This is a genomic window from Acinetobacter faecalis (assembly GCF_034187745.1).
In the GTDB taxonomy this organism is placed as follows: Bacteria; Pseudomonadota; Gammaproteobacteria; order Pseudomonadales; family Moraxellaceae; genus Acinetobacter; species Acinetobacter faecalis.
In genome coordinates, this window is the sequence record NZ_JAXHPF010000001.1 from 115,537 (window position 1) to 135,118 (window position 19,582).

23 protein-coding genes are annotated in these 19,582 nt (G+C 37.0%); 15 read left to right on the forward strand and 8 right to left on the reverse strand.

The window, feature by feature from the left end; translation table 11 throughout:
• Positions 1 to 71: 71 nt before the first annotated feature.
• Together rlmF and ftn are read left to right on the forward strand one after the other, a co-directional pair.
• The gene (rlmF, locus tag SKM54_RS00575) at positions 72 to 1,070 is read left to right on the forward strand and encodes a 23S rRNA (adenine(1618)-N(6))-methyltransferase RlmF (protein WP_321093597.1); all 999 of its coding nucleotides are present in this window, start codon (positions 72 to 74) and stop codon (positions 1,068 to 1,070) included.
• Between the two features lie 193 nt (positions 1,071 to 1,263).
• A complete protein-coding gene (gene ftn / locus SKM54_RS00580; protein ID WP_154772480.1) occupies positions 1,264 to 1,728 on the forward strand; it encodes a heteropolymeric bacterioferritin subunit Ftn in 465 nt (154 codons plus the stop codon).
• A gap of 62 nt (positions 1,729 to 1,790) precedes the next feature.
• On the opposite strand, the gene phoA is transcribed toward ftn, so the two are convergent.
• Positions 1,791 to 3,209 (reverse strand): alkaline phosphatase, encoded by a 1,419-nt coding sequence (gene phoA, locus SKM54_RS00585; RefSeq protein ID WP_321093598.1) that lies wholly within the window; start codon positions 3,207 to 3,209, stop codon positions 1,791 to 1,793.
• 172 nt (positions 3,210 to 3,381) lie between these two features.
• Between phoA and SKM54_RS00590 the strand changes: the two genes are divergently transcribed.
• The 5 genes from SKM54_RS00590 to bioD all read left to right on the forward strand — a co-directional run bounded on the left by SKM54_RS00590 (position 3,382) and on the right by bioD (position 8,048).
• Complete coding sequence (locus SKM54_RS00590; protein ID WP_321093601.1) at positions 3,382 to 4,107, forward strand: YqiA/YcfP family alpha/beta fold hydrolase; 726 nt, start codon at positions 3,382 to 3,384, stop codon at positions 4,105 to 4,107.
• Positions 4,108 to 4,195: 88 nt separating this feature from the next.
• Positions 4,196 to 5,491, forward strand: a complete 1,296-nt coding sequence (gene bioA / locus SKM54_RS00595) for an adenosylmethionine--8-amino-7-oxononanoate transaminase (RefSeq protein WP_321093604.1) — start codon at positions 4,196 to 4,198, stop codon at positions 5,489 to 5,491.
• The gene (locus tag SKM54_RS00600; protein WP_321093607.1) at positions 5,488 to 6,645 is read left to right on the forward strand and encodes an 8-amino-7-oxononanoate synthase; all 1,158 of its coding nucleotides are present in this window, start codon (positions 5,488 to 5,490) and stop codon (positions 6,643 to 6,645) included. The genes bioA and SKM54_RS00600 overlap by 4 nt, the downstream gene beginning before the upstream one ends.
• A complete protein-coding gene (gene bioC / locus SKM54_RS00605) occupies positions 6,642 to 7,406 on the forward strand; it encodes a malonyl-ACP O-methyltransferase BioC (protein ID WP_154772485.1) in 765 nt (254 codons plus the stop codon). The genes SKM54_RS00600 and bioC overlap by 4 nt, the downstream gene beginning before the upstream one ends.
• The gene (bioD, locus tag SKM54_RS00610) at positions 7,407 to 8,048 is read left to right on the forward strand and encodes a dethiobiotin synthase (RefSeq protein ID WP_154772486.1); all 642 of its coding nucleotides are present in this window, start codon (positions 7,407 to 7,409) and stop codon (positions 8,046 to 8,048) included.
• 63 nt (positions 8,049 to 8,111) lie between these two features.
• Here bioD and rluB read toward each other — a convergent pair whose 3' ends face one another.
• The 5 genes from rluB to SKM54_RS00635 form a co-directional block, all read right to left on the reverse strand.
• Entirely contained in the window at positions 8,112 to 9,116 is a 1,005-nt protein-coding gene (rluB, locus tag SKM54_RS00615) for a 23S rRNA pseudouridine(2605) synthase RluB (RefSeq protein ID WP_321087735.1), read from the reverse strand.
• A gap of 40 nt (positions 9,117 to 9,156) precedes the next feature.
• Positions 9,157 to 9,747, reverse strand: coding sequence for an SMC-Scp complex subunit ScpB (gene scpB, locus SKM54_RS00620; protein ID WP_154772488.1), 591 nt, complete (start codon positions 9,745 to 9,747; stop codon positions 9,157 to 9,159).
• On the reverse strand, positions 9,744 to 10,538 hold the full coding sequence (locus tag SKM54_RS00625) for a segregation and condensation protein A (protein ID WP_154772489.1): 795 nt from the start codon (positions 10,536 to 10,538) through the stop codon (positions 9,744 to 9,746). The genes scpB and SKM54_RS00625 overlap by 4 nt, the downstream gene beginning before the upstream one ends.
• A gap of 243 nt (positions 10,539 to 10,781) precedes the next feature.
• The gene (locus SKM54_RS00630; protein ID WP_154772490.1) at positions 10,782 to 11,399 is read right to left on the reverse strand and encodes an L-threonylcarbamoyladenylate synthase; all 618 of its coding nucleotides are present in this window, start codon (positions 11,397 to 11,399) and stop codon (positions 10,782 to 10,784) included.
• Positions 11,400 to 11,481: 82 nt separating this feature from the next.
• The gene (locus SKM54_RS00635) at positions 11,482 to 12,144 is read right to left on the reverse strand and encodes an elongation factor P hydroxylase (protein ID WP_248101701.1); all 663 of its coding nucleotides are present in this window, start codon (positions 12,142 to 12,144) and stop codon (positions 11,482 to 11,484) included.
• Between the two features lie 97 nt (positions 12,145 to 12,241).
• Here SKM54_RS00635 and SKM54_RS00640 point away from each other — a divergent pair, with 97 nt between their 5' ends.
• The 6 genes from SKM54_RS00640 to lysM all read left to right on the forward strand — a co-directional run bounded on the left by SKM54_RS00640 (position 12,242) and on the right by lysM (position 15,929).
• The gene (locus SKM54_RS00640) at positions 12,242 to 12,799 is read left to right on the forward strand and encodes a YceD family protein (protein WP_154772492.1); all 558 of its coding nucleotides are present in this window, start codon (positions 12,242 to 12,244) and stop codon (positions 12,797 to 12,799) included.
• Between the two features lie 76 nt (positions 12,800 to 12,875).
• A complete protein-coding gene (rpmF, locus tag SKM54_RS00645; RefSeq protein ID WP_004279227.1) occupies positions 12,876 to 13,058 on the forward strand; it encodes a 50S ribosomal protein L32 in 183 nt (60 codons plus the stop codon).
• Between the two features lie 189 nt (positions 13,059 to 13,247).
• The gene (gene fabD / locus SKM54_RS00650; protein ID WP_248101698.1) at positions 13,248 to 14,234 is read left to right on the forward strand and encodes an ACP S-malonyltransferase; all 987 of its coding nucleotides are present in this window, start codon (positions 13,248 to 13,250) and stop codon (positions 14,232 to 14,234) included.
• Entirely contained in the window at positions 14,231 to 14,965 is a 735-nt protein-coding gene (gene fabG, locus SKM54_RS00655; RefSeq protein ID WP_154772494.1) for a 3-oxoacyl-ACP reductase FabG, read from the forward strand. The genes fabD and fabG overlap by 4 nt, the downstream gene beginning before the upstream one ends.
• A gap of 82 nt (positions 14,966 to 15,047) precedes the next feature.
• Entirely contained in the window at positions 15,048 to 15,284 is a 237-nt protein-coding gene (gene acpP, locus SKM54_RS00660) for an acyl carrier protein (RefSeq protein WP_171501244.1), read from the forward strand.
• A 174-nt stretch (positions 15,285 to 15,458) separates the two neighbouring features.
• Positions 15,459 to 15,929, forward strand: coding sequence for a peptidoglycan-binding protein LysM (gene lysM, locus SKM54_RS00665; RefSeq protein WP_154772496.1), 471 nt, complete (start codon positions 15,459 to 15,461; stop codon positions 15,927 to 15,929).
• Between the two features lie 40 nt (positions 15,930 to 15,969).
• On the opposite strand, the gene SKM54_RS00670 is transcribed toward lysM, so the two are convergent.
• Positions 15,970 to 16,170, reverse strand: a complete 201-nt coding sequence (locus tag SKM54_RS00670) for a hypothetical protein (protein ID WP_321093609.1) — start codon at positions 16,168 to 16,170, stop codon at positions 15,970 to 15,972.
• 273 nt (positions 16,171 to 16,443) lie between these two features.
• On the opposite strand from SKM54_RS00670, the gene sbmA reads away from it, so the two are divergent.
• Both sbmA and SKM54_RS00680 read left to right on the forward strand, forming a co-directional pair.
• Positions 16,444 to 17,649: a peptide antibiotic transporter SbmA gene (gene sbmA / locus SKM54_RS00675; RefSeq protein ID WP_154772498.1), complete on the forward strand. Its 1,206-nt coding sequence runs from the start codon at positions 16,444 to 16,446 to the stop codon at positions 17,647 to 17,649.
• A 103-nt stretch (positions 17,650 to 17,752) separates the two neighbouring features.
• Positions 17,753 to 18,253, forward strand: coding sequence for a hypothetical protein (locus SKM54_RS00680; protein ID WP_321093611.1), 501 nt, complete (start codon positions 17,753 to 17,755; stop codon positions 18,251 to 18,253).
• Between the two features lie 78 nt (positions 18,254 to 18,331).
• Here the strand turns inward: SKM54_RS00680 and SKM54_RS00685 are convergent, their stop codons facing one another.
• A complete protein-coding gene (locus tag SKM54_RS00685) occupies positions 18,332 to 19,237 on the reverse strand; it encodes an NADP-dependent oxidoreductase (protein WP_321093613.1) in 906 nt (301 codons plus the stop codon).
• Between the last annotated feature and the right edge of the window lie 345 nt (positions 19,238 to 19,582).

Below are 19,582 nucleotides of genomic sequence, written 5' to 3' on the forward strand. Positions count from 1 at the left end.
AATATCGATTCGTTTGCAGGTATAAATCCTGCCTTATAAATTCTGTTCTCCCGTTTATGATTGGCATACACATGGCGCAAGCAAAGAAATCTTTTCCGCAACAAAAATCGGAATTACATGTACGAAATCTGCATCGCAGTCGTTACGATTTTCCACAGTTAATCAAGAGCTGTCCGGAACTTGCGCCTTTTGTTAGTCCAAATCAATATAATGATCTTTCAATCAACTTTTCTGATCCACTCGCTGTGAAAATGCTGAATAAAGCATTGCTTAAGCATTTTTATGACATTCAATATTGGGATATTCCTCAAGATTATCTTTGCCCACCTATTCCAGGTAGAGCTGACTATATTCACTATTTGGCTGACTTGTTGAGTGTTCATAATAACGGTCAGGTTCCAACTGGACACAAAATTCATGTATTGGATATTGGGGTGGGTGCGAATTGTATTTATCCGATTATTGGGCGTCAAAGCTATGGTTGGAAATTTGTCGGCTCAGATATTCATTCGGCATCGGTGAAAAGTGCTCAATTTATTGTGGAAGCAAATCCGAATTTAAGAAAAGGGATTAAGATTCGCTTGCAAAAGACCCCGAGTCTTATTTTCAAAGGTGTGATTAAACCTACAGATCGTTTTGACTTGACCCTGTGTAACCCACCATTTCATGCTTCGCAAGATGAAGCAAATGCCACAGCAACGCAAAAATTAAGAAAAATTGGTAAGCCTGTTGATCGAACTAAAGTGGTGTTAAATTTTGGCGGGCAAAAGAATGAATTATGGTGTGACGGAGGCGAAGAACGATTCGTTTGTCAGATGGTACAAGAGAGCACACAATTTGCTGAGCAATGTCTTTGGTTTAGTACGCTCGTTTCAAAGAAAACAACATTGCCTAAGCTCTTAAATACTTTGCGTAAAAGCGGTGCAGTAGATGTGAAAACCATCAAAATGGCGCAGGGGCAAAAAGAGAGTCGTTTTGTGGCTTGGACTTTTTTAGATTCAAAGCAACAGCAAGCATGGAAAAATGAACGTTGGATTGATGTTACAAATATTAACCAATCCAAAAATTAGTGATTTTGTTTGTTGAAGTGAATATCATGATTTGCAACATATTGTTTTATAAGTGGGTATTCATTAAATACAACTGCAAATGCAAGTACTTCTCATTTTAATTTTATAAAAATCATTAACTTACAAATTAAAGTCTTTGCAAATAGTGGATGAATTGTCCATAATAATTGCATAAATGTATGGAGTATTGAAAATGCGTGGCAATCCAGAAGTCGTAGACTATCTAAACATGTTAATTGGTGGTGAACTGGCTGCTCGTGACCAATACCTTATTCATTCACGTATGTATGAAGATTGGGGCTTAACCAAAATCTTCGAACGCATTGATCATGAAATGCAAGAAGAAGCTCAACATGCCGATGCTATCATCCGTCGTGTATTGTTCCTTGAAGGAACGCCAAACATGAATCGTGAAGATATTGAAGTGGGTACAGATGTTGTGTCTTGCTTAAAAGCAGATTTAAAACTTGAATATCATGTACGTGAAAAACTTGCACAAGGCGTAAAACTTTGTGAAGAAAAAGGCGATTACATTACCCGTGATATGCTTCGTCAGCAAATGGCAGATACAGAAGAAGATCATACTTATTGGTTAGAAAAGCAAATTCGCTTAATCGAATTGATTGGTCTACAAAACTATATTCAATCTCAAATGTAAAATTGAGATGATTAAAAAATCCCGCATTGAGCGGGATTTTTTTATTGCTCAAACATTATGAATTATTTAATCCCTAAAGCATTTTTCATAATAAAGAACATATCAGTTTGATCAATTAAGCCCGAAATATTTGCAGCATGTGGACCATAAGCAGCAGTATGAACTTGAGCACCTGTATGTTCTTGGCTTTCCGTTGTAGACGTTGCATAGTTAATGGTCATTGGTGCATTGTCTTTAGTAAGAAGCTTGACTGTTTTACCTGGGCTTTTCGATTCATTAGGAATAATTTGACTTGTATGTGCATGGTCGCCCGTTACAATAATTAAAGTGTCTGGATTATTCTTTGCAAACTCAAGTGCTACTTGAACTGCATCATCTAAAGCGACAGTTTCACCAATTTGACCACAAGCATCGGCAACATGATTGGCTTTATCAATAGAGCCACTTTCAACTTGTAAGAAAAAGCCTTTTTCATTTTGTTGAAGTAACTCAATTGCTTTTGCAGTCATTGCTTTTAAGCTAGGTGTAGATACGCTACGTTCAGGATTGATCTTACATTTTTCAGCTGCACGTAAATTGCCATTGAGTTCTGCATTTGGTCCAACCCAAGATACGGGTAAATTACCATCTGCAAATAAGCCTAAAACGGGTTTATTTTGACTGGCTTCTTGAAGGGCATTTAAGCCATCTAAGTCTTGTACAACTTGATAATTTAAAGATTTTGCCTGATCTAAAAGTGTTTGATCCTTAAACTTTCCAGCTTTTGCTTTTTCATTAAAAGTTGTAAGTCCTCCACCTAAAGTGACATCTGCACGTGCTTGTAAAAGCTGTTCAGTGACAGAACCTAAGCCACCATTTTCGAGTGCGTTTGTAGGACATTTTTCAGAAGTTGCTTTTGGACCATAGCATTTACGTGATGTGACATGCGCGATAAGTGCCGCAGGTGTTGCATCTTGAAGTTCAGTAGTGGTGACGTTACCCGTCGCATATCCTGCTTTTTTTGCCAAAGAGAGAATGGATTCATGCGGTTTAGCATGAATATCTATTCCTAATGCGCCGTTATAGGTTTTTGTGCCTGTTGCCCAAGCAGAAGCAGAAGCGGCAGAATCTGTTACGTAATTAATTGTTTTATCTTTATCAATAGAATAATTTGTGTATGAGCCTGTAAATGGTAATACATCTAAACCTTTAAAATAGCCCGATGCACCTTCTGCATAGTTACGAGCAGATGTGAGTTCAGAATCGCTTGTACCATCACCAATAAACAAAATGACATGTTTTACGGGGCGGTTATTAATAGACGCTTTTAACGCTTCAGTACGATCTTCTTTTAAGCGAGTTGCGCCACCAAAGCTTGTTAAATCGCCTTTTGCTGATGGTTGAAGCGTTTGTCCATTTGTTACATTTGTGGGTGTATTTACAGTGCTACAAGCAGAGAAACCGGCAACTAAAAACGGTAGTAATAATAATTTAAATTTCATTAGTGTCTTGGGCTTTGAGTGAGATATTTTCAAATTAAGCTAAGACTTTTATATTTAAAAATGATTACAACAGTGTTTAAATTTTTTAACCAAATGATCGATTTTGTTTTGCTGTTGAAGATATCTCTTGAGATAATCAGCAGATAGAACAATTTAAGCACATGGAATTATTTTGAAAAAAAATGTTTTGCTCATTACAGGTTGGGGCGGTGGAACAAAACTTTTGCAACCCTTAAAACAACAACTTGAATCAGCCGATTTTCAGGTTAAATTGTTGAATATTTTTGATGTTTTAGATGCAGAGATTTTACAGAAGAATGTTGAAATAGCAAAAGATTTTGATGTTCTAATTGGTTGGTCTTTAGGTGGTCAGCTTGCCACAATTTTGGCAGATGAAATTTCAAAACAATATCAGCAAAATAAAGTTCTTATCACTTTAGGTTCAAATCCATGTTTTGTTGCCAATGAAAACTGGCAAACAGCAATGGATCAACCGACATTTCAAGCCTTTAAGCAGTCATTTAAAACAGATGCCGTTGCAACCTTAAAGAAATTTGGTTTTATGGTGTGTCAGGGTACAGAAAATACCAAGCAAGATTTTTTAACATTGCAAAGTTTAATACAACCACAAAATTTAGATGTTCTAAATGCAGGATTAAATTGTTTGGAGCAGTTAAATAATGTAGATATCTTAGAAAAATATACAGGTCATCAACTGCATGTTTTTGCAAAACAAGATTTCTTAGTTAGTTACAAAGTTGCAAGAAATCTTCAGAAATTATCTGCAAACTTTTTAGAGGTAGAGCTGAATTCGGGATCACATGGCTTCCCAATATTTAATACCGAAGATGTAATTAGCAAAATATCCCAATATTTAAGTAAAATTAAACAAATCTGAACATAACTGGCTTTTCTCGCAATTTATTTCTTCTTTATGCAGGTTTAAGATGCCTCAATGAAAAAAATATATCTGCATGGAGTGTGGGATGAGTGAATTAACAGATTTAGAATTTGATCAACAACATCTGTGGCATCCCTATACGTCTATGATTAATCCTTTGCCGTGTTTCAAAGTAGAAAGGGCGGAGGGTGCACGTATTTATCTTGAAGATGGTCGTGTTTTGATTGATGGTATGTCATCTTGGTGGTGTGCAATTCACGGTTATAACCATCCTGAACTGAATAAAGCGGTGACAGAACAATTAGAAAAAATGTCACACATGATGTTTGGTGGATTAACTCATGATCCTGCTATTCAGTTAGGGCGTTTACTTTTAGAAATTACACCGCCCAATTTAACCAAAATTTTCTATGCAGATTCAGGTTCGGTCGCGGTAGAAGTCGCGTTGAAAATGGCTGTGCAATATTGGTCGGCAAGAAAACAACCAGAAAAAACTAACTTTATAACCACACGTTCGGGTTACCACGGGGATACTTGGAATGCGATGTCGGTATGTGATCCTGTCACAGGAATGCATCAAGTTTTTGGAACAAGTTTGCCCAATCGTATTTTTGTTTCTGCACCTAAAACTCGCTTTGAAGATGAATGGAACTCTCAAGATATTGAAGAGTTAGAGCAAGCTTTAGCGCAACATCATCAAAACATTGCCGCTTTAATTATAGAGCCAATTGTGCAAGGTGCAGGAGGTATGCGCTTTTATCATCCTGAATATTTACGCCAAGCCAAATTATTATGCGAAAAATATAATGTGTTGATGATTTTTGATGAAATTGCCACAGGTTTTGGGCGTACAGGTAAATTATTTGCTTGGGAACATGCACAAGTTCAGCCCGATATTATGTGTATAGGGAAAGGCTTAACAGGTGGGTATATGACACTTTCAGCAACTTTAACTTCAACTGAAGTTGCTGAAACCATTAGCCAAGGTGAAGCAGGTGTGTTTATGCATGGACCAACCTTTATGGCAAATCCGCTTGCATGTGCAGTTGCGTTAAAAAGTACGCAATTATTATTGTCACAAAATTGGCAAGAAAATATTCAAAGAATTGAGCGAAAACTCAAAGAAAAATTGGCAGATTTAGCATCACTTTCTTATGTTGATGATGTACGTGTTTTAGGTGCAATTGGTGTGGTAGAACTAAAAACCTCAGTGGATATGAAAACACTACAAGCACAATTTGTTGAACAAGGAGTTTGGGTCAGACCATTCGGAAAATTGGTATATGTAATGCCACCTTATGTCATTGCCGATAATGAATTAACAACATTGTTAAATGGTGTTGTGCATGTGGTGAAAGCTATGCAGGAGCAAGTGTCATGAACTTGTTAAATCACTATGCAGAAGTTTTAGATGTACTTAAGCAACAAGGTAATTTCCGACAGTTTAAATCGAACATTCAACATGGTCGTTATATTGAAATCAATCAGCAGAATATGCTGAATTTATCTTCCAATGATTATTTAGGTTTGGCTTCAAATATACAATTACGCGAACAATTTTTTGATGAGACACCAAATGTTCAGCGTGTAATGAGTTCGTCATCTTCAAGATTGCTCACAGGTAATTTTCTTGAATATAAAGAACTTGAACAAAGTTTAAGTCAACTTTTTCATGGTCGATCTGCACTGCTATTTAACAGTGGTTATCACATGAATATTGGCATTTTGCCTGCACTTTGTGACAGCAAAACGCTAGTGCTTGCCGATAAATTGGTACATGCCAGTATTATTGATGGTATTCGTTTATCTTCTGCGAAATATGTGCGCTATCGTCATAACGATTTACAACATTTAGCAAATTTGCTTGAAAGCTATCATGCAGATGAAAGCATACAACGCATTATTGTGGTTACTGAGTCTATTTTTAGTATGGATGGTGACGAAACGAACTTGCGTGCCTTGGTTAATCTAAAACATCAATATTCAAAAGTGATGCTTTATGTTGATGAAGCACATGCAATAGGTGTGCGTGGTCAACAAGGCTTGGGCTGTGCAGAAGAGTATGGTGTTATTGATGATATCGACTTTTTAGTGGGAACATTTGGTAAGGCACTTGCCTCGGTAGGTGGTTATTTAATTTGTCATGAAATTATTCGTGATTACTTAATTAATACTATGCGCCCCCTAATTTTTAGTACCGCACAGCCACCTATTTCTATGGCATGGACTCAATTCATTTTGAAGCGTATGACAGCTATGCTAACAGAGCGAAAGCATTTGCAAAGTATGAGTAAGCAATTCATAGATCAAGTGAAACAGAAAGGGTTTAGTTGCCCATCTACATCGCAAATTGTGCCTGTGATTATTGGTGATTCTCAAGAAACAGTAGAGAAAGCACAATATTTACAGCAAGCAGGCTTTTATATTATGCCTGTACGTCCACCTACTGTACCCAAGGGAAGTTCACGTTTACGTATTTGCCTAAACACACATGTTAAAGATGAAGATTTAGCACAGTTGGTTAAGTTGCTATGAATGTTGTAAATCATGTAAAAGTTGCACAACATTTTGCACGTGCACATGAAAGTTATACACAAAATGCGGTAGTACAAAAGCAAATTTGTGAACATTTATTGGCACTTATTTCAGAGCAAAATATACCGAAACAGCAAGATCGAATTTTTGAAATTGGTTGTGGCACAGGAAATTTAACCCATTTAATGTGGCAGTACTTCAATAGCCAAAAATATATGTTGAATGATTTGTATGATGAGGTGAAATCTAATTTTTTAGATGATTCATTGCAAAGTATTGAATGGCAAATTGGTGATATTGAACAGCTAGAATTTCCTCAACAATTAAATGCGATAGTTTCTGCGTCTGCGTTGCAATGGGTGAATGACTTAAGTGTTGTTTTGGAAAAGTCTAAGCAAGCATTATTACCTGAAGGTTATTTTATTTTTTCGACGTTTGGTGAAAAAAATCTACATGAAATTAAGCAACTGACAGGACAGGGTTTAAGTTATTTATCTTCTAAAAAATTGAAAGAAAAACTGAATCAAGCAGGCTTTGAATTACTTTTAATACAAGAAGAAACAATAGAAATAAGTTTCGATCAGCCTAGAAATGTTTTGCAGCATTTAAAAGCAACAGGCGTGACAGCAACATCAAATCAATTTCGTTGGACGAAGCAAAGTTTGGCGGATTTCTATAAAAACTATGAGCAATTTAAGTTAGAAAGTCAGCAATATTTACTGACTTATCACCCTATTTATTGCATTGCACGGAGCATTTAAATGTCTAATGTTATTTTTGTTAGTGGAATAGATACGGGTATTGGGAAGACCTATTGCACAGGTTATTTAGCTAAATTGTGGAATGCGGAAGGTATTCGAACCATTACGCAAAAGCTTGTGCAAACAGGTAATCTTGATATTTCGGAAGATATTGAAAAGCATCGTGAAATTATGAATATGGGGTGGTTTCCTGAAGATGAAATTAAACTTACCATGCCTGAAATTTTTAGTTATCCTGCATCGCCACATTTAGCGACACAAATAGATGGTCGTGAAATTGATTTCGCTAAAATTGAAGATGCAACTCAACAGTTGGCAAGTAAATATGATCGAGTTTTATTAGAGGGTGCAGGGGGCTTAATGGTTCCCTTAACGAAAGAGATGCTCAGTATTGATTATATTCAACAACAACATTTACCTGTTATTTTAGTAAGTTCAGGGCGTTTAGGTAGTATTAATCATACCTTATTAAGTTTAGAGGCTTTAAAAGCGCGAGGTATTGAATTGTATGCGTTGGCATATAATTTAGCGCATGAATCTCAAGATGCTTTAATTTCAAAAGATACCGCAGAATATTTAAAAGTGTATTTAGCGCAGCATTTTCCACAGGCAAAGTGGCTTGATATTCCTGTAATGCATTAATTTGAGAAAGTAAAAAACCACTCAATTGAGTGGTTTTTTTAGCTTTAATCAAGGGAAAAGAAATTAGTATTTCTTAAAGCCTTTATTTACGCCATATGGTTTACGTGGCGCATTTTCGTCACGACGCTCACGGTTACCAAAGTTGTCATCGCGACGTTCACGACGAGCAGGAGCATTGTCGCCACGACGGTCAAAGTTCGGTTTAGCTTCAACTTCATCTGTGTCACGACGTTGTTGACGTAAGTAACCACCACGACGTGCAGCCATTGGTTTGTCTTGCATACGTTCGTTACGACGTTTAGCCATACCAAATAAGCCAGTACCTTGACGTGGTTTAAGTTCTACAGATTTTGTTAAGTTATCGATGTCCTGTTTATCCAGCTCCATCCAACGACCTGTGCGTAATTCACGTGGAAGAATAACTGTGCCGTAACGTGTACGAAGTAGGCGGCTTACTTTTAAACCTTGAGATTCAAAAATACGACGAACCTCACGGTTACGACCTTCTTTCACTACAACTTGGAACCAACGGTTAATACCTTCACCGCCAATTTCAGAGAAAGATTCAAACTTCGCAGGACCATCATCTAATACAACACCATTGGTCATGTTTTTAACAATCGCAGGCGTTACTTCACCCATTACACGAACAGCATATTCACGTTCAATTTCATTTGAAGGGTGCATTAAGCGGTTTGCAAGTTCACCATCATTTGTGAAAAGTAATAAACCTGTAGAGTTAATATCTAAACGACCAACCATAACCCAACGATCACCTGGAATTTGCGGTAATTGTTCGAATACAGTTGGACGGTTTTCAGGGTCGTTACGAGAACAAATTTCACCTTCTGGTTTGTAATAAATCAGAACACGACGACGAATTTCATCTTCAATTTGAAACTGCACTTTACGACCGTCGATGCGAAGCTCATCGGTAGGTTCGATGCGTTCACCCACTTGGGCTACTTGACCGTTGACGCTTACACGACCAGCAGCAATGACTTCTTCCATATAACGGCGAGAACCCAAACCAACGCGTGCAAGCACCTTTTGCAATTTTTCACTCATGACAGCATAACCTTAGAAATAATCATAACAGTTCACCTATTTACGACTTCGGTGCATTTGCATCGAGCGCCATAAAAGCTTCCTTGGCATCCTGTAAGGGAGGCAATTGACCAAGAGACGACAGGCCAAAAGCATTTAAAAATTGTGACGTTGTGACTAACAACGCAGGTCTTCCAGGGAGTTCACGAAAACCAGATTCTTTAATCCAGTTCCAATCAAATAATGTACGCAAAATTTGACTATTTACCGTAACTCCACGAATTTGTTCAATATCTGCGCGCGTAACAGGTTGGTGATACGCAATAACAGATAGTGTTTCCAACATAGTTGGAGACAAGCGCACAGGACGTTCAGGCCAAGTTTGAGTAATTAAGTTTCTATACTTTGCTCTAACTTGGAAACGATAACCTTGTGCTGTTTCAATTAATTCAATAGATCGACCATGTTGTAACATGGCAAGCTGTTGTAAAAATTGACTTAATTGTTTCTTTGTAAATTGATCTTGGAACGCTTCTTTCAGTCTTGCTAAAGACACAGGAGATTCACTTGCAAAAATGATGGCTTCAAGCTGCATTAATATTTCATGATGATTTTCACCTTCACTTAAAGGTGTGATTGTTTCATCATTCATACATGTGCTCCTTGAATTGCAAGTGGTGCATCTATACCTGTTGCGACAATTGAAATTTTTTGCTGACGAGTAAGCTCTAAAATCGCCATGAATGTAACAACCATGCCCATACGACCTTGGCTTGGCTTTAAAAGTTCTTCGAATTGTAGTACTTCACCAGATTGAATTTTATATTCGATATAAGCAATTCGTTCTTCAAGCGCAACAGGTTCTTGTAAAATTTGATGCGTTACAGGTTCAGGTCTATTAAAAACACAAAGCAAAGCATCACGTAATTGCTCTGCCGCATAACCCACATTATTCACATTCACTTGTCCAAAGTTTACATTGGTCGGGAATGTATCACGGTCTAGAACAGGCATTTGACCTAAACGTTCAGCCGCTTGTTTAATGCGTAAATATGTTTCTAAGCGATCTATTAATTCTTGTTTAGGATCTTTTTCAATTGCAGAAATAGACGGTGCTTTTGGTAGGAGCAAACGAGATTTTAAATCTGCAAGTAAAGCTGCCATCACCATATAATCTGCGGTTAACTCAATATTTAAAGTTTTCATTGCATCCATATAAGATAAATATTGAGAGGCAATAGGTGCGATATCAAGTTGTAATAAGTCGAAACCGCTTTTTTGAATCAGGTAAATTAAAAAATCGAGTGGTCCTTCGAAATGTTCTAAAAGAATTTCGAATGCAGCAGGGGGAATGTATAAATCTTCGGGAATGGTATCTTGCCACTCATCCATTACGCGGATGTGTTGTGGTTGTTCCACCAATTCATGGACAGTTTGAGTCATTACAATTATAGGCCACGCGAATTTTCAAAAGCATGAAAGCTATGCTGCTCGGCTTATTAAGGGAGTGCTGAGAGATAGCGAAGAAATAAAACACATACAGTTTAATGGATTTTTGCTTTTAAATAAATCAAATTACCTGAACATTTGTATAAAAATCGGAAATAAATACATGGTATTTACTTCCGTAATAATAAAGAACTTTATTTTTATTGTTACTTTTGAATGAATTAAGTTCACTCAAACTCATTCAAAAGCACTCACATCACCAACACCACGACGAATAATTTCTGGGTTGCTGCCAGATAAATCGATAATGCTTGTTGTATTTAATGTGCCTAAGCCGCTATCAATTAAAACATCTATCCGTTTTGAAAGTTGCATTTCAATATCGTATGGATCATCAATTGGGTCAGATTGACCGGGCAAAATAAGCGTACTGGTAATTAAAGGTTCACCTAACTCTTTTAAAAGCATTTGGCAAATTGGATTGCTTGGAATGCGTAAACCAATCGTTTTCTTTTTAGGGTGCATTAAGCGTTTAGGAACTTCACTTGTTGCAGGTAAAATAAATGTAGTTACGGCAGGGGTATTGTTTTTAAGTAGTCGATACATGGCATTATCAACTTTTGCATAAGTTGAAATATCAGATAAATCTGCACAAATAATGGCGTATTGATGTTTTGGACCTAAACCACGAATTTGTGAAATACGCTCCATTGCATTTTTATTACCAATTTGGCAACCAATTGCATAAGCAGCATCGGTAGGGTAAACAACAACATCACCTGCACGAATGCGTTCAACAGCTTGACTAATAAGTCTTGCTTGAGGATCTTCAGGATGGATTCTTAAATGCAACATATTTTATTCTCCTGATGATTTTTCACTCATTATCTCTTGAGATTAAATAGTGTTTCAAGAGATGAATTATGGATTGTAAAAATTAATCTAATAATTCACGAATAAACTCATCACTTTGTAATCTTTTGCCACCTCGAACGCACATGCAAATATATTCAATAAATAGTGCTGCATCGCGTGGAAGTTTGGCTTCTCCTGAAAAATAACGTTGAACTTGGGCAAATACATTGTCTTTAAATGTAGCACCATTACCACCTTCACCGGTTAAGTTATCTAAAGATACACGGAATCTACGACCAAAAGATTGCGCAAATAACCATTCAATAGCTTGTGGTTTAATTTCAACTTGTTCAAATAAAGCTTGTTGATCTGCTGTTCGACCATCGGGAGCGTACCAATACCCTAAGTCTGGAAGCAGGCGACGCTTATCTCCTGCAATAGTCCAGTGGCTAATTTCATGCAAAGCACTATTGAAAAAACCATGTGCAAATTGAATACGTGCAGGTGCTGTTTCTGTTGCAGGAAAATACTCGGGTTCAAAATCACCTTTAACAAGCGTCACATTAAGGTGGGAAAACCAATGATTAAAGTGTAAGATGAGCCAATCAACTTGTTCTGCTTCTGATGATAAATTCACCCATGAAGAAAGTTGCACTTGCTCGAGTGAACTGTCAGAATCAGCGGTTGGAAGTGTGCTAACAAGTGATGAAATACTCACTTCTGTTTGCGGCTGCAACAGATGCATGACTGAATTTACCCAATTGGTCTGTCTAAATAAGTACAAAATTGTATCTTAATCTTTGACAGAGTACTTATGAATTTGTAGAATTGCCGCCTAAATTATGTCAGCAAATACCTTTCCGGCACAGATTGAGCCGTTTAAATGGGCCGAACAAGGCTTCGTATGGGCAGGAACACTGCCACTATCTCGTTTTGTTCGTATATCCCGTGAAGCTGTTGGATCAATTGATGATCAATTGATTAACATAGACTGTAAGCTATCAATGGATGCATATCATCGTATTGTGTGGCTAAGTGGTCATGTTGAAACGAAAGTTTCAGTAGAATGTCAACGCTGTTTGAACCCTGTTGAAATTAACCTCGTTTCAGATTTTCATTTAGCTCTTGTAGATGATGAGTCACTGATAGAGCGCTTGGATGAGGATGCTGATTTCATCGTACTAGGTGAGAGTGAAGCAACGACTAAAGGTAGCTTTGATGCGCCTGCAACCGCTGATTTACTTTCTCTTATGGAAGATGAATTGTTATTGTTGATGCCTTTGTCTGCGAAACATGAGTTTTGTGAACATAAGCACCAACCTGCCGTAGAAGAGCTTGCTGAAGAAAAACGAGATAACCCGTTTGATATTTTGGCAAGTTTGAAGGGTAAACTTAACTAATTTTTGTGTTATACTGATAAGTATAAGACAACTGAATTTGTTCTGATCCATTTTTCGATATTTGTAAGGAGCCATCATGGCCGTTCAGCAAAACCGTAAAAGTCGCTCTCGCCGTGACATGCGCCGTTCACATGACGCTTTAACTGAGAATGCATTAACTGTAGACCAAGCTACTGGTGAAACTCATCGTCGTCACCACGTATCTAAAGACGGTATCTACCGTGGTCGTCAATTATTCGCTAAAGCATCTGCTGAATAATTGAAGATGTATTAAGCGTTAAGCTTAATGAGAAAAAGGGAGCGAAAGCTCCCTTTTTTTGTTGCATTTGGCAATTACTAAAACAAAAAATAAGTGTTAAATTCCTTTCCGAAAATAGGCTTACATAAGAGTTTGTTGATTATTTAATCGTTTGTTAAATAATAATTGCTCTTCATTCAAGGATTTTTTATGTCTGCTAACCAACTAGAACAAGCAGCTCAAGCAACAAAAACTGCATTTGTGTTTCCTGGTCAAGGTTCACAAAAAGTAGGAATGCTAGCTGAAATTGCAGAACAATTTAGTAGTGTTCAAGAAACTTTTGCTGAAGCATCTCAAGCAGTTGGCTTCGATTTATGGCACATTGCGCAAACTGGTGAAGGTTTAGATCAGACAGAATTTACACAACCTGTATTACTTACAGCGAGCGTTGCATTATGGCGCGTTTGGTTGGAGTCGGGTGGTGTTGCACCAAAATATTTAGCGGGTCATTCACTAGGTGAATACAGCGCATTGGTTGCTGCGGGTGCATTAAGCCTAGGTGATGCTGCAAAGTTAGTTAACTTGCGTGGTAAGCTTATGCAAAGTGCGGTGCCTCAAGGTTTAGGTGCTATGGCTGCTATTCTAGGTTTAGAAGATGCAAAAGTACTTGAGCTTTGCGAACAAATTAACGTACAAGGTCGTGGCTCGGTAGAAGCTGCGAACTACAATGCTGCTGGACAGGTTGTTATTGCGGGCGATAAAGCTTTAGTAGAAGCGGTAATGGCGGCTGCTAAAGAAAATGGTGGTAAAGCAATTGGCTTACCTGTTTCTGTACCATCGCACTGTTCATTAATGAAACCTGCAGCGGAACAGTTTGCAGAAGCGTTGGAACAAACTGCCATTGAGCTACCTCGTATTCCTGTAATACAAAATGTAAATGCGGGAATTGCAACAGATGTTGCAGGGTTACGCCAAGCACTTACAGCACAGTTATACCAATCTGTACAATGGACAAAAACATTACAATTCCTTCAAGATGAAGGCGTTGAGTACATTGTAGAGTGCGGTCCAGGTAATGTATTGGCAAACTTAGCAAAACGTTTACCAAAAATTGAGAAAGCATGTCCACTTGATACAAAAGCTCGTTTGGAAGATGCACTAAATGCCATTTTAGTGGCTGAAGGGAAAATTGCATGACACAGGAACGCAAAGTCGCATTAGTGACAGGCGCAAGCCGAGGAATTGGCGCTGCCATTGCTCAGCAACTTATTAAAGATGGTTATTTTGTTGTAGGTACTGCAACATCAGAAGCGGGTGCAGAAAAGCTTTCTGCTGCTTTTGCTGAAAATGGTGTGGGTAAATTACTAGATGTGCGTGATGGCGCTGCTATTGATGTATTGGTAACAGATATCGAACAAAACTATGGTCCAGTCCTTGCTTTAATTAATAATGCAGGTATTACCAAAGATAATTTATTATTACGTATGTCTGAAGATGATTGGGATGACATCCTAAACATTCATTTAAAAGCCGTTTATCGTTTATCTAAACGTGTTTTAAAAGGCATGACAAAAGCTCGTTTTGGTCGCATTGTAAATATTAGTTCTGTTGTTGCGCATTTTGCAAACCCTGGTCAAGCGAACTACTCTGCTGCAAAAGCAGGTATTGAAGCATTTGGTCGTAGCCTTGCAAAAGAAATGGGTAGCCGTCAAATTACAGTAAATGCTGTTGCACCTGGTTTTATTGCAACAGAAATGACTGAACAATTAAGCGAAGAAATTCGTAAAAAAATGAGTGATCAAGTGGCATTAAACCGTTTAGGTGACCCACAAGATATCGCGAATGCAGTGAGTTTCCTTGCAAGTGAAAAAGCAAGTTATATCACTGGAACTGTTTTACATGTAAATGGTGGTTTATACATGAACTAAGTCATGTATAAACTTTCAATATTTTCTAGATTCAATTAAACTAACGGCATTAAAAACGCCACAAGCAATGAGGAGAATTCCTGTGAGCGATATCGAACTACGTGTTAAGCAAGCAGTTGCAGAACAACTTGGTCTTAAAGCAGAAGAGATTAAAAACGAAGCATCTTTCATGGATGACTTAGGTGCAGACTCTCTTGATCTAGTAGAATTAGTAATGTCTTTCGAAAACGATTTCGACATCACTATTCCAGATGAAGATTCTAACGAAATCACAACTGTTCAATCTGCTATTGACTATGTTTCTAAGAAACTTGGTTAATTGTCGATTTCAGCTTTGCTGAATAAAAAGCCACCTTTTAGGTGGCTTTTTTATGCCTGAATAATGATCTTTACATAAAATAACGTTTTTTCATCAGATGTTGGTATTCAAGAGTAGGTTTAAAAGTTATAAAAATAGAGCGATAAATATTTAAAATACAATAAGGAGAAAATAATGGGTCTTTTTGATTTTGTGAAAGGCATTGGTAAAAAAAACACAGCAGCCGCAGAGCCGCAAGTAGCACCGGTGGCAGCAGAACCAACTGCTCAAGAAGTTGCAAATAAATTGCTTGGACATATCAAAAGCTTGGGTTTGCCTATTTCAGGTTTAAGCGTGTCTTATAATGCGACAACAGATTTGGCTACAGTAGTTGGACAGGTTCAGAATCAGGCAGATAGAGAAAAAATTATTCTTGCTGTGGGTAATATTGACCATGTTGCACAGGTAGATGATCAATTAACAGTAGTAACACCAGAACCAGAAAGTAAGTTTTATACAGTTAAATCGGGTGATAATTTATCTAAAATCTCAAAAGAATTTTATGGTGATGCAAACAAGTACAACAAAATTTTTGAAGCAAATAGACCCTTGTTAAAAAATGCAGACGATATTTTCCCGGGACAAGTTCTACGTATTCCTGAGTAAACACATCAACTAAATAAAAAAGGCGCAATATGTGCCTTTTTTATTCTTTGAAATTTCTCCAGACTTTATTTTCTTCTGAAGTATGAATTGTGAAATTAAAATTTGAGTCGGAAGATACAAGAAGTGCAGAAGGTGTTTGCATAAGTACTTTAAGAATTGTGCCTTTTTCAAATGTAATCGGTGGGCAGTCTTCTTTTGTTAAGACAATTTCTTCTAATAATTCTATAAGATATGTTTCCATAAATACCTCTGTTTAGATATTGAGTTGGATTTTATGTTTATTATTTATGCAGTGTGAATTATATGCTATTTTTTTAAATAGTGTGAAATATATCGTGTTTACATATTGTTTTTTAATTCAGATTGAATCTAAGTTAAAACTAAAAGATTGATGTATAGAATTGAAGTTAATCAAATATATACAAATAAAAATAATTCGTTTCTATCGTTTATATTTTTTGGCATTATGATGCATACGTTTTAGAAATTAATAATAAAGGTCTAACTAAATTAAATGTTTAAATCATTCTTCCCAAACCCAAAATGGTTTTTTGGCTCACTTGTTTTATGGTTCATTATTAACTGCGTATTGTGGTATTCAGGTGGTAATACTTGGGGGCAATATTTAGGTTTTGCAAAAGACTATCATGAAGCTGTTTTACCAATTGGTGTTTCACGCTTTTGGTCTGCGCAATTCATTTGGTTTTACTTGTGGTTTTTTATTTCTACTACAATTTTTGCAATTTTCTGGAAATTCAAATCTGATAATCCTTGGCAGGGTTGGTCTGTTTGGGGTTCTGCATTTATTTTATTTAATATTTGGTTCTCGGTTCAAACAAGTTTAGTGATTAATGCTTGGTATAGTCCATTTTATGACCTAATTCAAAAAATGCTTGGTAGTGGTGGTGGAGATATTCAAGACCTTTACACAGGTACGCTCACATTTTTATACATTGCAATGGTTTATGTCACAATTGCAGTGTTCAACCTATTCTTTGTAAGCCATTATATTTTCCGCTGGCGTACGGCAATGAATAATTATTACACAGCACACTGGGAGCAATTGCGTCATATTGAAGGTGCATCGCAACGTATTCAGGAAGATACGATGCGTTTTGCCAAAACCACTGAAGCATTGGGTGTAAGTTTTATTCAAGCATTAATGACTTTAATTGCTTTCTTACCTGTGTTGTTCCAATTGTCTGATCATGTGAAATCTTTACCAATTATTGGTGAAATTCCACATGCGCTGATGTGGGCTGCAATTGGTTGGGCGGTATTTGGTACTGTGGTTCTTATGCTTGTAGGTATTAAGCTTCCTGGTTTGGAATTTAATAACCAAAAGGTTGAAGCGGCTTATCGTAAAGAGTTGGTTTATGGTGAGGATTATCATGAGCGGGCAGATCCTCAAACTTTAAAAGATTTATTTTCCAAAGTTCGTTTTAATTATTTCCGCTTATATTTCCATTACGCTTACTTCAATATGGTGCGTATTTGGTACATGCAACTTGATAATTTATACGGTTTATTCGTGTTGTTCCCAAGTATTGCGGCAGGTGCAATTACGCTTGGTTTAATGATGCAAATTAGTAATGTCTTTGGAAAAGTGCGTGAGTCATTCCAATATTTAATTGAATCTTGGCCTGTTATTATTGAATTACTTTCAATTTATAAGCGTCTAAGAGCATTTGAGTCTGTATTGGAAGATAAACAAAACTAAAAGAATTTGCCCGCATATTGCGGGCTTTTTGTTTTATATTGAACATAGCTTTTAAGCATATTATTTATATTTTGGCATTAGAAAAATGAAAGGTTTTAACATTATGAATTTTACAAAAAAATGCACGAAATTCGGTTTATCTTTATTGGTAGTTTCGGCTTTAATGGGTGCAACGCAAATGGCATCTGCAAGTGCTACGGTAGATAAGTTGAGTGATTGTTTGGTGAAATCTACAACAGATGCTGATAAAAAAGTCGTGCTTCAATGGACGTTTGTGGCGTTGTCTGCGCATCCTGATTTGCAAAGTTTTAGTCAGATCACAACCGAACAGCGTGATGGTTTAGATAAAAACTTAGCGCAAGTTTTACAGCGTATTTTGGTAGATCAGTGTTCTGCTGAAACAAAAGCAGTAATTCAGACAGATGGCTTGCAAGCGGTGGGTGATAGTTTTCAAGAGTTAGGACAGGAAACGGGTGAGCAAATTTTAAAAACACCTGAAATCAAAGATCAGTACAAAGGTTTGGTTCGTTATTTAGATTTGAGTAAGTTAGTTACGACTTTTTTAACCCCTGAGTTGTTTAATAAGTTAGGTGTTACACGTTAATTATTGCGTGAAAAGCAGAAAAGATAGCGATTATTCCATCTATCTTTTCTGCTTTTGAGATTTAATGATTTGGTAAAATTAGTCGTTAAAGATTAAGACGCTTTTTCCTTTGGTATGACCGTCTAGAATATCTGCATAAGCTTGTTGAGCTTGCTCAAATGGATACTCGCGACTTACCACCCATTTAATTTTTCCTTCCGCTATACCATTTACAACATATTTTAAATTGGCAGGATTTCGTTTTACCCAAACAGGTTTAATTTTATTTGAACTCAATTTACGACCTGCAATAGTTCCCATAAAACCACCTGATTTTACTGTTTTAAGAGAAGCTTGCGTTGCTTCTTCATTACCAACCATATCAATTGAAACATCAAATTTTTCAGGATGTATTGCTTCTAATTTTTCGGTTAATCCATCGCCATAAACAACGGCTTTTGCGCCCAATTGTTGAAGATGTTCTTGGTTTTTTGCAGAGGCTGTTGCAACTACATGAATGCCTTTGTTGACTGCAAGTTGAATAAGAATAGATCCGACACCACCTGAACCACCATGAATTAGTAGTGATTGTGCGGGACCCATTTCATTTAAAATGGTCATTGCTGTTTGTGAAACACCTGCTAATGTTCCTGCGGTAGCCCAATTTATATTACTTGGTTTTTGAATAAGATTTTCTATAGGAACATCAATAACAGTGGCGTGTGTAAATGCACCGCCTGAACCTAGTACTTCATCGCCAACTTTCCATTGTATTTGATTTTCTTCAACTTCTGTAATAACGCCTGCGAACTCTGTACCAAAGGTTTGGGGGAGGGCTGCGTGTTTGAATTCACCTGTCATACGACGTGCATCAATTGGGTTAATGCCTGAAGCTTTGACTTGAATGCGTGCCATACCTTTAGCGAGTTTTGGGAGTGTATGCGGTTCTAATTCAAGTACGTTTGATTGTCCGTATGCGTGTGCAAGGAGGATTGTTGTGTTCATGTGTTTATGCCTATTTCTTGAGTTATGTTTTTGATTATAGAAAGGCGTTTTGTGCTACGACAGTGCTAAAAATGGGACAGTGTTTTCTTGTTTTTTTATCTCTTTAATTGTTAATCCTCTCCCTGACCCTCTCCTAGAAGGAGAGGGAACTACGCGTATCAAATAGCTTATGTGAAACTCCCTCTCCCATTGGGATGAGCAATACTGTTGCGCAAGGGGGTGAGGGTCGTGAATAAGTCTCAAGTATTCGAGTTTGGATATAGAGAATATTATTTAATACTGAAAAGAATAAAATATTTGAATATTTTAGACTTTTAATGTGCTTCAAGTTTTTGTAAAAGAATA

Excerpts from the sequence above, each read along its gene's own strand:
- rlmF (WP_321093597.1), top strand. The coding sequence starts at position 72 with ATGGCGCAAGCAAAGAAATCTTTTCCGCAACAAAAATCGGAATTACAT.
- ftn (WP_154772480.1), top strand. The coding sequence starts at position 1,264 with ATGCGTGGCAATCCAGAAGTCGTAGACTATCTAAACATGTTAATTGGT.
- phoA (WP_321093598.1), bottom strand. The coding sequence starts at position 3,209 with ATGAAATTTAAATTATTATTACTACCGTTTTTAGTTGCCGGTTTCTCT.
- bioA (WP_321093604.1), top strand. The coding sequence starts at position 4,196 with ATGAGTGAATTAACAGATTTAGAATTTGATCAACAACATCTGTGGCAT.
- SKM54_RS00600 (WP_321093607.1), top strand. The coding sequence starts at position 5,488 with ATGAACTTGTTAAATCACTATGCAGAAGTTTTAGATGTACTTAAGCAA.
- bioC (WP_154772485.1), top strand. The coding sequence starts at position 6,642 with ATGAATGTTGTAAATCATGTAAAAGTTGCACAACATTTTGCACGTGCA.
- bioD (WP_154772486.1), top strand. The coding sequence starts at position 7,407 with ATGTCTAATGTTATTTTTGTTAGTGGAATAGATACGGGTATTGGGAAG.
- rluB (WP_321087735.1), bottom strand. The coding sequence starts at position 9,116 with ATGAGTGAAAAATTGCAAAAGGTGCTTGCACGCGTTGGTTTGGGTTCT.
- scpB (WP_154772488.1), bottom strand. The coding sequence starts at position 9,747 with ATGAATGATGAAACAATCACACCTTTAAGTGAAGGTGAAAATCATCAT.
- SKM54_RS00625 (WP_154772489.1), bottom strand. The coding sequence starts at position 10,538 with ATGACTCAAACTGTCCATGAATTGGTGGAACAACCACAACACATCCGC.
- SKM54_RS00630 (WP_154772490.1), bottom strand. The coding sequence starts at position 11,399 with ATGTTGCATTTAAGAATCCATCCTGAAGATCCTCAAGCAAGACTTATT.
- SKM54_RS00635 (WP_248101701.1), bottom strand. The coding sequence starts at position 12,144 with ATGCATCTGTTGCAGCCGCAAACAGAAGTGAGTATTTCATCACTTGTT.
- SKM54_RS00640 (WP_154772492.1), top strand. The coding sequence starts at position 12,242 with ATGTCAGCAAATACCTTTCCGGCACAGATTGAGCCGTTTAAATGGGCC.
- rpmF (WP_004279227.1), top strand. The coding sequence starts at position 12,876 with ATGGCCGTTCAGCAAAACCGTAAAAGTCGCTCTCGCCGTGACATGCGC.
- fabD (WP_248101698.1), top strand. The coding sequence starts at position 13,248 with ATGTCTGCTAACCAACTAGAACAAGCAGCTCAAGCAACAAAAACTGCA.
- fabG (WP_154772494.1), top strand. The coding sequence starts at position 14,231 with ATGACACAGGAACGCAAAGTCGCATTAGTGACAGGCGCAAGCCGAGGA.
- lysM (WP_154772496.1), top strand. The coding sequence starts at position 15,459 with ATGGGTCTTTTTGATTTTGTGAAAGGCATTGGTAAAAAAAACACAGCA.
- SKM54_RS00670 (WP_321093609.1), bottom strand. The coding sequence starts at position 16,170 with ATGGAAACATATCTTATAGAATTATTAGAAGAAATTGTCTTAACAAAA.
- sbmA (WP_154772498.1), top strand. The coding sequence starts at position 16,444 with ATGTTTAAATCATTCTTCCCAAACCCAAAATGGTTTTTTGGCTCACTT.
- SKM54_RS00680 (WP_321093611.1), top strand. The coding sequence starts at position 17,753 with ATGAATTTTACAAAAAAATGCACGAAATTCGGTTTATCTTTATTGGTA.
- SKM54_RS00685 (WP_321093613.1), bottom strand. The coding sequence starts at position 19,237 with ATGAACACAACAATCCTCCTTGCACACGCATACGGACAATCAAACGTA.